The following is a 12,945-nucleotide window of genomic DNA, read 5'->3' on the forward strand; positions in this document are numbered from 1 at the left end:
TCAAGACAGGATGCTCATGGCCATCGGAATGCACGATACCGGTTCCTCGCGTCCGGCGACGCTCGGTCCCGATCTCGACCGCGACGGAGTCGCCAAGGCTTATGGCCGTTGGGCGCCGGTCTACGATCTGGTCTTCGGGCCCGTCTTCGCACAGGGCCGGACCCTGGCGGCGGCGGCCGCGGAACGGATCGGCGGCCGGATCCTGGAGGTCGGGGTCGGAACGGGTCTGTCCCTGCCCGCCTACCGGCACGCCCGCAGCATCGTCGGGATCGATATCTCGGCGCCCATGCTCGAGAAGGCACGCCAACGGGTGGCGCGGCTGCGCCTGCGCAATGTCGAGCGTCTCGCCGTGATGGACGCCGAGCATCTCGACTTCGCCGACGCGTCCTTCGACGTGGTGGTGGCGCAGTATGTCGTCACCGCGGTGCCCAATCCCGAGGCGGCGCTGGACGAGTTCGCCCGGGTGCTCCGCCCCGGCGGCGAGATCGTGATCACCACCCGGATCGGTGCCGAGTCCGGCCTCCGGCGCGTCGTCGAGCACGCCCTCGCGCCGGTGACCAGCCGCCTCGGCTGGCGGACCGAGTTCGCTTGGGAGCGCTATGCCGCCTGGGCCGTGACTGCACCCGTGGAAATCGTCGAGCGCCGGGCGCTCCCGCCCCTCGGCCACTTCTCCCTCCTCCGCCTGCGCAAGCGCGACGCCTGAGGGCGCCTCACCTCCGACCAGCCCACCCAAATCCGAGCGGGGACGAACACCATGGCGAGTTTTCTGGACGCGCTGCGCGTGCAGCGCTGGGACGATCATCGATACTACCACCACAACCGCATCAACCAGAGCCTTCACGTCGTGAGTGCGATCAGTTTTCTGGTCGCCTACGCCCTGGCGTTCAAGGATCCGGCCACGGCGGCGTTGATCGGTTGGCTCGTGGCGATGACCTCCCGGCAGGCCGGCCACCTCTTCTTCGAGCCGAAGGGCTACGACCACATCAACGACGCGACGCACGAGCACAAGGAAGAGATCAAGGTCGGCTACAACCTGCAACGCAAGGTCGTCCTCCTGGCGATCTGGGCCCTGTCGCCTCTGCCGCTCTATTTCGACCCGAGCCTGTTCGGACTGATCTCACCGCACCAGACCACCGCGGACCTGATCCGCAACGTGGGCTGGATCTGGATGTGGCTGGCGCTGGCCGGGCTGCTGTTCCGGATGGTGCAACTCTTCGTCCAGCGCGACGTGCAGACCGGTCTCGTCTGGGTCGCCAAGATCCTTACGGACCCGTTTCACGACATCAAGCTCTACCATAAGGCGCCGCTCGCGCTGCTGCACGGCGAACTGGTCGAGGAGCAGGAGCCGCACGAGCGCGGGGCCTGAGGCTGGATCGCGCGCCGAGCGCGCGGCTCGGCGCCCCGGATCAGTCGTGATCCGGGGCGCGCAGGCCCAGCCGGGTGCCGAGCCTGCCCAGGCGCACCGCCGCGACTTCCCGCAGGATCGACCGGCGGATCGCCTTGTCGCTGGGGGCGCCAACCTCCCACCACCCATCCGACCGCATCGCCTGCGCCGCCGCCACGAAGCGCGTCGCCACGGCGTCGAAGGCCGGGTCGTCGTAGGCGAGGCTGAAGATCAACCGGCCGGTCCCGACCCACGACAGGGCCAATCCCTCCGCGCGCAGGTAGAATTGCAGCATCCAGTTGTAGCGCGACGGCTTGGTGTACAGGACCGTCCACACCGTCGACATGTTGGCGACCCGCACCGGCAGGTCGGCGTCCGCCAGCAGGGTGTTGAGGCGCCGTGCGCGCGCGTCCCAGGTCGCGTCGAGGTCGGCATAGAGGGCAGCGACCGCTGGGGTGTCCAGCCGCTCGAGGAACGCGCCCATGGCGCCCATCACGTAGGGATGGGCATTGAAGGTCCCGCGGGCGAAGCAGATGTCGACGGGACGATCGTCCCGGTAGCGGCGCATCAGGTCGGCGCGCCCGCACAGGACGCCGACGGGCAGCCCGCCACCGAGCGTCTTGCCGTAGGTGACCATGTCGGCACGCAGGCCGAAATACTCCTGCGCGCCGCCGCGGGCGAGACGGAAGCCGAGGAAGACCTCGTCGAGGATCAGCACGATCCCCCGGGCGCTGCACACCGCCCGCAAGTCGTGGAGCCACTTGGTGTAGGCGGCGCGGTCGAAGGACGCCCTGCGACCGCTGTCCACCAGCGCGGAATCGGCCGGCGCGCCGGCATTCGGATGCAGGGCCTGGAGCGGGTTGACCAGGACGCAGGCGACGTCGCGGCGGGTGGCGAGCACCCGCAGCGTCCGCTCCGACAGGTCGGCCAGGGTGAGCGTGTCGCGGGTCGGGACCGGGTTGCCGATGCCCGGCTGCACCTCGCCCCACCAGCCGTGATAGGCGCCGCAGAGCCGCACAATCCGGCGCCGGCCGGTGTGGTAGCGGGCGAGTCGGACCGCCTGCATCACCGCCTCGGTGCCCGACATGTGGAACGAGACCTCATCGAGTCCCGAGATCGCCTTCAGCCGCGCGACGTTGCCGGAGACGACCGGGTGCAGCGGCCCGAGCACGGGGCCGAGCGCCGCGACGCGGGCGGCGCCCTCCTCCAGACAGGCGCGGTAGAAATCGACGCCGAACAGATTCACGCCGTAGGAGCCGGCGAGGTCGTAGAACACGTTACCGTCGAGATCCGTGACGGTCACGCCCGCGGCGGACGCCGCGAAGGCGCCGGTCCCCAGATGCGCGCGCACGTGGCGGGCATACTGGAACGGCACCCGGTACAGCCCGGTGAATTGCAGATCCGAGAGACCGTCGCGCACCGCCTCGGTCTCGGCCCGCGTCCGGGCGAAGCGTGTCCGGAACCGGTCGGAGAGCCCGGCGAAACCCGCCTCGCGGCGCAGGGCCACCGCTTCGTCCGGTTCGTCCGACCGGAAGAAGGCGCGCTCCGAATAGGCGTAGTGCGGGATCAGCCCGGCGACGCGCCGGGCCATGCGGGCATGGCCGGTGAGCGAACGGTGCTTGGCCCGCGACAATTGCAGGCGCTCTGCCGCGCGCGGCAGGGCGAGAACCGCGGCGGCGGCGGTGGCGGACAGGGTGATGAGAAGCGCGGACATCGCCCCGCGCCCTATCGGAGACGGTTCACGGCATGATGACGGTTGCCCGATCCCGGTTGCGGGCGGTCCTGGCGCGGGTCGGCGCGCAGGAGGATCTCAATTTCCTTTTGACGAACCGCCTTCCGCGCCGGTTCGCCACCCGGTTCATGGGCCGGTTCAGCCGGATCGAACAGCCCCTGGTGCGCGACCTCTCGATCGCGACGTGGCGGTTGTTCTGCGACGTCGATCTCCGCGACGCCGAGGAGACGCGCTTTCCGAGCCTTCACGCCGCCTTCGTGCGCGCCCTACGCCCCGGCGCCCGGCCGGTTGCCCCCGATCCCGCTGTGCTGACGAGCCCCAGCGACGCGATCCTGGGCGCCCATGGCCGCATCGAAGCGGGACGCCTGTTTCAGATCAAGGGCCTGTCCTATCCGCTCGCCGACCTGCTCGGCGGCGACGTCACGCTGGCGCACGCCCATGAAGGCGGCTGTTACGCCACCCTGCGGCTGACGGCCGGAATGTACCATCGGTTTCACGCGCCGCACGATCTGCGCGTCGAGTCGGTCCGGCACATCTGGGGGGATACCTGGAACGTGAATCCGATCGCGTTGAAACGTGTCGAGGCGCTGTTCTGCCGGAACGAGCGCGCGATCCTGCGCCTGCGCCTCGCGGAAGGCGGTCATGCCGTGACCCTGGTGCCCGTGGCGGCCATCCTCGTGGCGGGCTTGCGCCTCGGCTTCTTGCCCGAAGGGCTCGCCCTGCGCGAGACCGGAGGGCGGACCTTGCCCAGCGCCGCGCATCTGGCGAAGGGCGCGGAGATGGGCTGGTTCGAGCATGGCTCCACCATCGTGGTGCTGGCACCGCCGGGCTTCACGCTCTGTCCGGCGCTCTCCGTGGGGTCGCGTCTGCGCGTCGGCGAGCCCCTGATGCGCCTTCCGGAGCCGCCCATCCGCTGACGATCTGCGCCGCCCTCGCCCGCACTTACGCGCCGGGCTGGCGAAGCCGCGCCTTGCCGGCCCGGCGCGCTCCGCGATGCGCGTCCCTGGGGACTCACTCGGCCCCGATCAGCACGCGACGGGCAGGATGCGCCGGCGCTGCCCATCCCGTGCGCACGCCGAATGGCGCGCGCCTCCCGGCCCGGCAGAGGCCGGACCGTGCTGTACCGCGCCATCACACAGGTGGTCTGTCGGACTAAAATTGCGAGATGAAATGGAACGAAATCATAGGGTTATAAAAACTTGTCTGAAAAAAATTGCAAGGCAGTCGCGCCATAGTTGAGAAATTCTCGTCCCCATCGACTCAGAAATGCGAGGGCGCCTCTCAATCTCAAATGCCGGCGAATTTTCGCCGAAGTTCCCTTGGGAAGGACCTTGTAGATGATATCGGGCGCAATGATCTGCTTTTGCGATCAATGTCCTGTTCTGATCCAGCAGCAATAGGTCGTCCGGTCGGCGGATCTTAGCGGGTTCGTCCTCGAACGGGGACGATCTCGCTGCCGTTTTCAATCTTTTTTATAGCCTTCAGAGCACGCGTCGTGGCGCTCGCAGTGGCCCATGGCTCAACGGACCCTCCCGCCATGGCTTAGATGCCGACCTGCGGGCAACCGTCGTCGCCTCCGTTCGTTGTAGCCATTTTGCAAAACGGAGGCGGCTAATGAAATTTCGGCCCCTCGCACCGCTCGCCCTGGCCGTGGCCCTGGGCTTCGCCGGCCAAGCCTTCGCCAAGAGCGACAAGCCCAGCGCGGACTGGATGCCCGCCGAGCAGGTCAAGCAGAAGCTGATGGATGCGGGCTACTCCAGCATCACCGAACTGGAGGCCGACGACGGCCACTGGGAGGGCGAGGGCATGAAGAACGACGTGAAGATGGAGGTCCACGTCGATCCCAAGACGGGTGCCATCACCAAGGAAAATCCCGACAAGGACTGATGGGCAAACCCAAGGCAATCCACTTCCGCGGAGGTCGGCGGCGGCAAGAAAGAAAAAGCGCACAGCGTACCTGGTCTTCGTGCGCCGGGAGCGCGAGGCGCTCCGCGACTACGCCGTGGTCGCGACCTCGGCCGAGGCCGCGCTTGCGCAGGTGGACGGACTTACCGTGGATGGCATGGAGACCGAGCTCGTCAGCGCCCTCTCACGGGACCTCACCCGGAGCCTCAGCCTCAAGCCGGGCAAGATGCGGCTCGTCTGAGCGAGGCCGCACCCCGGCCCGGACCCCCGGTCCTCAGTACCGGTTCCCGGCTCCCGCCTAGTTCTTTGCCTTCTTCAGCCGCCGCAAGCCGCGAATCGCGCGGACCAGGTGCTTGGCCTGCCGCTTCTCGCAGGTCTCGGTGACGGGGCGACCTGCGACCTTGACCATGAAATGCCCATCGGCCGCATTCTCCTTGGTGCCGTAGTGCATGGTCGGGTCTCCTGTCGGTGGGGCTCGGATGTCGAGCGGCCTGTCTCCGGGGTTGTTGCGAGGCGATACGCTGCGAGGGCCGCAATGGGTCACCTGTCGCAGGAGATGAGGGCGTGCCCATCTCCAGCAATGCCCTTCCCGCCATCGTGATTCGGCCGGGGCCGATCCTCCTGCCCTCATGTGAGATAGTCCGCGGATGACGTGCACGCAGAACGTCGAGCAAGCGTCTCCCATCGTCCGTGACGTGTCGTCGTCCGACGTAGCCGAGGTGCTGCGGATCTACACGCCGTATGTCCTCTACGGACTGGCAACGTTCGAAGAGGAACCGCCGACCATCGAGCAGATGGGCAGGCGGCGCGAGGCCATCGTCGCCGCCGGGTTGCCGTATTTGGTCGCGATCCGGAACGAGCAGGTCGTGGGATATGCTTATGCCAGTGCCTACCGACCCCGTCCGGCATACCGCCACTCGGTCGAGAATTCGGTCTACGTGACCCGTGCCGCGCATCGAAGCGGCGTCGGAACGGCGTTGCTCGGCGCGCTGATCACCCGATGCGAAGCCGGCCCATGGCGCCAGATGGTGGCGGTGATCGGCGACAGCGCGAACGAGGGCTCAATCGCCCTGCACCGGAAGGCTGAGTTCACCGAGGTTGGCATCCTGCGAGCGGTGGGCTTTAAGCATGGCCGCTGGGTCGATACCGTTCTGATGCAGCGGGCGCTGGGCACGGGCTCTACGCCGGCAGCATGACGACCCACGCTGCCGTTGGATGACCGGTGAACTTCGACCAGGCGAAGCGCCTCCGCATCCGTGATCGAGCCCCGCTGAGGCTTCATATCAACAGCGGGAGGCGCTTCCCTGAACCGCGATTTCCGCGGCCGCCCGAGCGAGATCCCGTTCGAAGCGAGGGTCGTGGAACAGCTATTTCCTGCGCCTGGCCCATCTCGGGGAGGGCTGAGCCGGAGCGGAAACCGCCGGACGGCCCAGAGCCGACGCCGGGGTTCGGGCGTATCGGCTTCCCGGGCCCGGCACGCCCCGGGTCCGTCACGGAGGCGGGTTCTCGACCCTGCCCTCGACCTGACCCCGCCGCTGCAGCCACAGGGCGACCGTCCAGCACAGCAGGGCCCAGGCACTGCCGATACACCAGCCGGCGATCACGTCGCTGGGATAGTGCACCCCGAGGTACATCCGGCTCAACCCGACCATCACCGTCAGGAACACCGCCACACCCACGAGGAACGTCTTGATCCGGGGGTCGGGCTCCGCGCGGGCGAGCAATGCCCCAAGGGTCAGGAACACGATGGTCGACAAGGTCGCGTGACCGCTTGGGAAACCGGGGGTGAACACGCGTGCCGTATGGGGGAAATCCGGACGCGGCCGGTCGATGCCGTACTTCAGCAGCGTGCTGAGCGCCATGCCGCCCAGGACGCAGGCCGCCATCAGCCACGCCAAGCCACGCTTGCGGATCAACACCAGATAGATCACGGCCGCGACGAGCACGAAACCGAGGAACGAGTAGCTGCCCAGGGCGGTGACGTCGCGACCCATCTCCTCGACCCAGGGCGGCCCGAGCGGGTCCGCAAGGTCGCCCGGCGTTCGCATCGCGGTTATGGTCGCGAGATCGAAGCGGGCCGTGTCTCCTTCCATGACCTCCTCGGCCAGCAGCCCGAACCCGGCCGCCAGGACGAACACCAAGAACAACGCGCCGATCAGACCGAAATCCAGGCGGCCGAGCCTCGCCCAGCGCGAGGTATCCTCCGCCGCCGAGGTTCCACGCGAAGCGATGGCCCGTCGTGAGGAAGACGTCATCGAACCTCTCCTGACCGCCGGAGCACGCTTTCCGCCAGGATCAGGCAGAGGCCACCGAAGAGCAGGGCGGCGAGCCACGGCGTCGGCAGGGGCATGAAGGTGGCGAGCACCCACACCAGCCCGATCCAGCCGACGGTCGCGCCCGCGAAGCCGACATCGTCGACGACCAGCCCGAACAGTTCACGGAAGACGGTTTTCAGAAAATCCATCATGGCACCTTTCGGAGAACCGGCGACGCCAGGACCTCGGCCCGGCGGCGGCTAAGCGGGACGAAGAGCCCGGCAAGTGCCAGGAAGCCGAGCGCAAGGCCGAGGATCGACCAGTCGCTCCCCGGCCAAGTCAGGCCGATGCCCTCGCCGACCCAGAAGGTCCCAAATGCGGCGAGCAGGACGCCGACCACGAACTTTAGGTGGTTCTCGGGTACCATCGCGAGGGGCCGGTGCAGGACGATGCCGAGGGCGCAGACCAGGAGGAGCGCCGCGACGGCGCCTGCGGCGGCAGACACGAGGAGACCGGTCCCCCCCGCGCCGACGGCGATGACGATGAACACCACCTCAAGGCCTTCGAGCATGGTGATCTTGAAGGCGGCGGCGACGGCGACCGTGTCCCAATGGCCATTCCGGGGGCCGGCACCCCGCAGGTTGCTGGTCTCCTTGTCGTAGGCGGCCACCTCGTCGTGGAGGGGTATGACGCCGGCGGCCCTCAGGATCGCCTTTCGGAGCCAACGGAGGCCGAACAGCAGGAGGAGCCCGCCGACGACGAGTTGGACGTCCTCCAATGGGATACGCGTCAGCAGCGGTCCGAACATGACGACAATCGCTAGCAAGACCGCGAGCGCCGCTGCGGTGCCGGTGAGCGCCCCACGCCAGCCCCGCACCGCGCCGACGGCGAGGATCACAGTCAGCGCCTCGACGAACTCCACGAGCGAGGCCAGGAATCCCGCCAGCGCCGTCGGCCAAGCCTGCGTCCACTGGATCACCATACCCCGACCTCGCAGTTCGGTCCCAACCGCCGGAACGGTTGCAGTCCCCGTCAATTGTGGCATATGCTACATTAGTCAAGCGCAAAGATGGATATGCTACATCGCAAGGGCGTGGACGGGCATGGAGGCTGACGGGGTGGCGGACAAATTCGGCGACCGGGTGAGGCGCTTGACTGCGACGCTGTCGCCGGCGGCGGCCCGGGTCGCGAGCTATCTCGACCAGAACCGGCCCCAGGCCTTGGCGAGCTCGGCCGCCCAGATCGCCACGCAGCTCGGGATGTCGGACGCCACGGTCATCCGGGCGGTCCAGGCGCTGGGGTTCGACGGGCTACCAGACCTCAAGCAGGCGCTCGCGGCCGGGCTCGGCGAGCGTATGTCCCCGGCGACCAACATGCGCCGTACGCTCTCCGAGGTAGGGGAGAACGCGAACGAGGCCGTCCAAGCCGTGCTCGATGCTCATGCGGAGGGCATGGAAGCCCTACGGACGGAGGCCGGCCAAGCGGCGATCCTCGCGGCCATCAGCGCCCTGCACCAAGCGTCGCGGATCGGTGTGTTCGGAATCGGCCCATCGGCTCACCTCGCCTGTTACCTAGCTTTCCAACTCAACCGTTCGGGCCGTCGGAGCTTCCTCCTCGACTCGACCGGATGGGGCCTTGCCGACCAGTTGCTCGGATTGCGTGCGGACGACGCGGTCCTGCTGCTCGCCTATGGCCAGCCCTATCGGGAGGTGCAGGCCGTCATGGCCGAGGCGCGCCGCCTCGGTCTTCCGGTCGTGCTCGTGACCGACACCGAGGACAGCGACCTGGCCCGGCAGGCCACGGTCGTGCTGCTCGCCAGACGCGGACGCGCCAACCAAGTCGCCCTCCACGCCACGACGCTGATCGCGCTGGAGGCGGTCATCCTCGGCCTCGCCGCGTCCGACGGCGACAACGCCCTGCAGCAACTGGCCGATCTCGACCGGCTGCGGAAGCTCATCGGACCCTGAAAGGCAGGTTCGACCGCCGGCGAGTGCCATCATCAACCCGAACGAGAGGAGGCCGCCCCATGGCCGAGGACCGGATGGACGACGAAACCAGCAAGGTGCCCGAAGTCACGCTGGCGTTCTGGGCGATCAAGATCGTCGCCACGACTTTGGGAGAGGTCGGCGGCAACGCCGTGGCGTTGACCTTGGGGCTGGGCTACCTCGTCGAACCTTGATCTTCGCCGCCTTCCTCGTCGCGGCGGTGGCGGCGCAGATCCGGGCAAAGCGTTTCCACCCGTCCCTGTATTGGGCGGTCATTACGGCGACGACGCTGGCCGGCACGACGATGGCCGACTTGTTCGACCGGTCGCTGGGCATCGGTTACCTCGGCGGTTCGCTGACGCTGTTCGCGCTCGTGCTGGCCTCGCTCGGCCTCTGGTACCGGTCCGAGGGGACGGTGGCCATCGAGAACGTGACGACGCCGCGGGTGGACGGCTTCTACTGGCTGACCATCATGTTCTCGCAGACGCTCGGCACCGCCCTCGGCGACTGGATGGCCGACGACACGCCCCTCGGCTACAACGGCAGCGCTCTGTTGTTCGGAACCGCTCTGGCCGTCACGGCGGGTCTCTACTTCTTCACGAAGGTTTCCCGGACTGCGCTGTTCTGGGCTGCCTTCATCCTGACGCGCCCGCTCGGCGCGACGATCGCGAACTCGCTCGACAAGCCGGCCGCCCAGGGCGGGCTGGGGATCAACGACATCACCATCTCGGCCGTTCTCGCCGCGCTGATGGTCGTCAGCGTCCTGCTGCTCCCGCAGCGCGCCGGACACCATCCCGTGAGCCGGGCGGGCTAACCACGGGCGATGCCTTCCGAACGGTTCGGCATCCGACCGCAAGGCTTCGCGCCTACAGCCGTCGGCGAAGGGAAGGCATTGCAGACCCACGCGTCACGCCGCTCCAAGGGGCGACCTCGCCCACGCAAGGCATGAAGCCGAGGTATCGGGCCGAGTCGACTTTTCGACGATCCGGCTCAAGGCACCGTGTCAGGAGGAACGATCGATACCGCCCTGGGCACGCAATGGGTCGCTCATGGCCGCGTGGTTGACCCGAGGCGTCAGCCACTGACGCCTGCCGACAAGCCGGGCGGGGAATTGACGGGGCCGATGGATTAAGCCACCTTCCCTGACGTGGGATGGGGATGGAGCTCCCCGACAACTGCCGGGCCCTACGCTCGGACGATAGCTCCTACCGTGCGCTTCCGGGCGCGGGTAGGGCTGTGCCTGTTCCCACCTCCGGCCGTGCACCTCCCGTAACCTGATCCCTTCACCGGGATCCTGCGTGAGCTGTGTGCCGATGCGATCCCCCCCACTGCCGCTCTAAGCCCGCTCAGGCGTGCGCAACATCGCGCGCGCTTCTTTGCGTGCTCGCACAAGAAAAAACGGCGAGGTCCTTAGACCCCGCCGTCTCCAGCGAACTTCCCGAGCGGTAACTTAAGACGTTCGCCAGAACTAAGTCTGTCGCAAACAAGATTAGAGTAACCTTGCAGGGTCAATGTAACCCTGAGCGACCCGGAGTCAAGGCTAAAACCGAGATTTTGAGTCAACAAGAAGGGACTTTGATCTTTTAAGAAGCGGCATTATTGGTATCCTGAAACCTACGCGGTTTTTCGGGAGGTTTAGTCATGTCAAATCATAAGTTGATAGAGTTTAACCTCTGAAAAACTGTCGCACTTAGAAGAATCTTATTGTAATCCGGCGCGCATTCGATAGACTTACGGAGCTCGCTTGAAGTTGTTGCCATCGAACAACGATCTCTTGCGAGACAAGCACGCGTGAAATGACGCATGGCCACGCCAAGATCGGGTCAGGGGCGTCAGTACGGAGGAACGCGCATGAAAAAGATCGCCCTCGTGGCATCGGTCGCCTACGCCGCAACCCTGTTGCCGGCCTCGGCCAACGAAAACCTCATGAAGATGATGGAGAACCCCAACGACTGGGCGTTCCCTGGGCTGAACTATTCCAACACCCGCTTCTCGAAGCTCGACCAGATCAACACGAAGAACGTCAAGGACCTGCAGGTCGCCTGGACGTTCTCGACCGGCGTGCTGCGCGGCCACGAGGGCGCGCCGCTCGTGATCGGCAACGTCATGTACGTGCACACGCCGTTCCCGAACATCGTGTACGCGCTGGATCTTGAGCACGAGCAGAAGATCCTCTGGAAGTACGAGCCGAAGCAGGATCCGTCCGTGATCCCGGTCATGTGCTGCGACACGGTCAACCGCGGCCTCGCCTACGCCGACGGCGCCATCCTCCTGCACCAGGCCGACACCACCCTCGTGTCGCTCGACGCCAAGACCGGCAAGGTCAACTGGTCGGTGAAGAACGGCGATCCGTCTAAGGGCGCGACCAACACTGCCACGGTCATGCCGGTGAAGGACAAGGTCCTCGTCGGCATCTCGGGCGGCGAGTTCGGCGTGCAGTGCTCGATCACCGCCTACAGCCTGAAGGACGGCAAGCGGATCTGGCGCGGCTACTCGGAAGGTCCGGACGACGAGTTGCTGGTCGACCCGGAGAAGACCACCTCGCTCGGCAAGCCCATCGGCAAGGACTCCTCGCTGAAGACCTGGGAAGGCGATCAGTGGAAGACCGGCGGCGGCTGTACCTGGGGCTGGTACTCCTACGACCCCAAGCTGAACTTGGTCTACTACGGCTCAGGCAACCCCTCGACCTGGAACCCCAAGCAGCGTCCGGGCGACAACAAGTGGTCGATGACCATTTGGGCGCGTAACCCGGATACCGGCATGGCCAAGTGGGTCTACCAGATGACCCCCCACGACGAGTGGGATTATGACGGCATCAACGAGATGATCCTCACGGATCAGAAGATCGACGGCAAGGAGCAGCCGCTCCTGACCCACTTCGACCGCAACGGCTTCGGCTACACGCTGAACCGCGAGACGGGCGAGCTGCTGGTCGCCGAGAAGTTCGATCCGGCCGTGAACTGGGCGTCCAAGGTCGACATGGACAAGTCGTCCAAGACCTACGGCCGCCCGCTCGTTCAGTCGAAGTACTCGACCGAGCAGAACGGTGAGGACACCAACTCCAAGGGCATCTGCCCGGCGGCCCTCGGGTCGAAGGACGAGCAGCCTGCGGCCTTCTCGCCGAAGACCAACCTGTTCTACGTGCCCACCAACCACGTCTGCATGGACTACGAGCCGTTCCGGGTGACCTACACCCCGGGCCAGCCCTACGTCGGTGCGACCCTCTCGATGTACCCGGCCCCGAACTCGCACGGCGGCATGGGCAACTTCATCGCGTGGGACGGCGTGAAGGGTAAGATCGTCTGGTCCGACCCGGAGCAGTTCTCGGTATGGTCGGGTGCGCTCGCCACCGCCGGCGACCTGGTCTTTTACGGAACGCTGGAAGGCTACATCAAGGCGGTCGACGACAAGACCGGTAAGGAGCTTTGGAAGTTCAAGACCCCGTCGGGCATCATTGGCAACGTGATGACTTACGCGATCAAGGGCAAGCAGCACATCGCCGTGCTTTCGGGCGTCGGCGGCTGGGCGGGCATCGGCCTCGCGGCCGGCCTGACCGACCCGAACGCCGGCCTCGGCGCGGTGGGTGGCTACGCGGCTCTGTCGCAGTACACCAACCTCGGTGGCACGCTGACCGACTTCGCCCTGCCGAACTAAGCAGCGGCACGTCGCTGACGACACGAGGGT

Annotated in this window: 15 protein-coding genes and 1 riboswitch; of the genes, 10 read left to right on the plus strand and 5 right to left on the minus strand. The window is 66.7% G+C overall.

What is annotated here, in order from left to right; translation table 11 throughout:
* Positions 1-16: 16 nt before the first annotated feature.
* Both ABC766_RS08255 and ABC766_RS08260 read left to right on the plus strand, forming a co-directional pair.
* Entirely contained in the window at positions 17-703 is a 687-nt protein-coding gene (locus ABC766_RS08255) for a class I SAM-dependent methyltransferase (protein ID WP_053610386.1), read from the plus strand.
* Positions 704-754: 51 nt separating this feature from the next.
* Positions 755-1,366, plus strand: coding sequence for a hypothetical protein (locus ABC766_RS08260; RefSeq protein ID WP_345821793.1), 612 nt, complete (start codon positions 755-757; stop codon positions 1,364-1,366).
* A gap of 40 nt (positions 1,367-1,406) precedes the next feature.
* On the opposite strand, the gene ABC766_RS08265 is transcribed toward ABC766_RS08260, so the two are convergent.
* Positions 1,407-3,098: an aminotransferase class III-fold pyridoxal phosphate-dependent enzyme gene (locus ABC766_RS08265; protein ID WP_345821794.1), complete on the minus strand. Its 1,692-nt coding sequence runs from the start codon at positions 3,096-3,098 to the stop codon at positions 1,407-1,409.
* Positions 3,099-3,130: 32 nt separating this feature from the next.
* On the opposite strand from ABC766_RS08265, the gene asd reads away from it, so the two are divergent.
* The 3 genes from asd to ABC766_RS08280 all read left to right on the plus strand — a co-directional run bounded on the left by asd (position 3,131) and on the right by ABC766_RS08280 (position 5,262).
* Complete coding sequence (asd, locus tag ABC766_RS08270; RefSeq protein WP_345821795.1) at positions 3,131-4,033, plus strand: archaetidylserine decarboxylase; 903 nt, start codon at positions 3,131-3,133, stop codon at positions 4,031-4,033.
* 697 nt (positions 4,034-4,730) lie between these two features.
* On the plus strand, positions 4,731-5,003 hold the full coding sequence (locus tag ABC766_RS08275) for a PepSY domain-containing protein (protein WP_331302586.1): 273 nt from the start codon (positions 4,731-4,733) through the stop codon (positions 5,001-5,003).
* 79 nt (positions 5,004-5,082) lie between these two features.
* Positions 5,083-5,262 carry a hypothetical protein gene (locus ABC766_RS08280; RefSeq protein ID WP_345821796.1) on the plus strand — a complete coding sequence of 60 codons (180 nt, stop codon included), beginning with the start codon at positions 5,083-5,085 and terminating at the stop codon, positions 5,260-5,262.
* A 57-nt stretch (positions 5,263-5,319) separates the two neighbouring features.
* Here the strand turns inward: ABC766_RS08280 and ABC766_RS08285 are convergent, their stop codons facing one another.
* Complete coding sequence (locus ABC766_RS08285) at positions 5,320-5,472, minus strand: hypothetical protein (protein WP_331302588.1); 153 nt, start codon at positions 5,470-5,472, stop codon at positions 5,320-5,322.
* A gap of 196 nt (positions 5,473-5,668) precedes the next feature.
* Between ABC766_RS08285 and ABC766_RS08290 the strand changes: the two genes are divergently transcribed.
* Entirely contained in the window at positions 5,669-6,217 is a 549-nt protein-coding gene (locus ABC766_RS08290) for an N-acetyltransferase family protein (protein WP_331302589.1), read from the plus strand.
* A 294-nt stretch (positions 6,218-6,511) separates the two neighbouring features.
* Here ABC766_RS08290 and ABC766_RS08295 read toward each other — a convergent pair whose 3' ends face one another.
* Genes ABC766_RS08295 through ABC766_RS08305 form a run of 3 tightly spaced genes read right to left on the minus strand, consistent with a single transcriptional unit; the run spans position 6,512 to position 8,258 of the window.
* Entirely contained in the window at positions 6,512-7,276 is a 765-nt protein-coding gene (locus ABC766_RS08295) for a phosphatase PAP2 family protein (protein ID WP_331302590.1), read from the minus strand.
* On the minus strand, positions 7,273-7,488 hold the full coding sequence (locus tag ABC766_RS08300; RefSeq protein ID WP_331302591.1) for a hypothetical protein: 216 nt from the start codon (positions 7,486-7,488) through the stop codon (positions 7,273-7,275). The genes ABC766_RS08295 and ABC766_RS08300 overlap by 4 nt, the downstream gene beginning before the upstream one ends.
* The gene (locus ABC766_RS08305) at positions 7,485-8,258 is read right to left on the minus strand and encodes a hypothetical protein (RefSeq protein ID WP_331302592.1); all 774 of its coding nucleotides are present in this window, start codon (positions 8,256-8,258) and stop codon (positions 7,485-7,487) included. Before ABC766_RS08305 ends, ABC766_RS08300 begins: the two co-directional genes overlap by 4 nt.
* Positions 8,259-8,394: 136 nt before the next feature.
* Here ABC766_RS08305 and ABC766_RS08310 point away from each other — a divergent pair, with 136 nt between their 5' ends.
* The 4 genes from ABC766_RS08310 to xoxF5 all read left to right on the plus strand — a co-directional run bounded on the left by ABC766_RS08310 (position 8,395) and on the right by xoxF5 (position 12,915).
* Entirely contained in the window at positions 8,395-9,243 is an 849-nt protein-coding gene (locus ABC766_RS08310; RefSeq protein WP_345821797.1) for a MurR/RpiR family transcriptional regulator, read from the plus strand.
* A gap of 59 nt (positions 9,244-9,302) precedes the next feature.
* Positions 9,303-9,455: a hypothetical protein gene (locus ABC766_RS33970; protein WP_427902298.1), complete on the plus strand. Its 153-nt coding sequence runs from the start codon at positions 9,303-9,305 to the stop codon at positions 9,453-9,455.
* Positions 9,452-10,075, plus strand: a complete 624-nt coding sequence (locus tag ABC766_RS08315) for a hypothetical protein (RefSeq protein WP_427902299.1) — start codon at positions 9,452-9,454, stop codon at positions 10,073-10,075. The genes ABC766_RS33970 and ABC766_RS08315 overlap by 4 nt, the downstream gene beginning before the upstream one ends.
* Positions 10,076-10,406: 331 nt before the next feature.
* Positions 10,407-10,476: riboswitch (Fluoride riboswitch) on the plus strand.
* A 636-nt stretch (positions 10,477-11,112) separates the two neighbouring features.
* Positions 11,113-12,915, plus strand: coding sequence for a lanthanide-dependent methanol dehydrogenase XoxF5 (gene xoxF5, locus ABC766_RS08320; protein WP_331302594.1), 1,803 nt, complete (start codon positions 11,113-11,115; stop codon positions 12,913-12,915).
* Positions 12,916-12,945: the final 30 nt, after the last annotated feature.

This window comes from Methylobacterium fujisawaense (assembly GCF_039619325.1).
Lineage (GTDB): Bacteria > Pseudomonadota > Alphaproteobacteria > Rhizobiales > Beijerinckiaceae > Methylobacterium > Methylobacterium fujisawaense.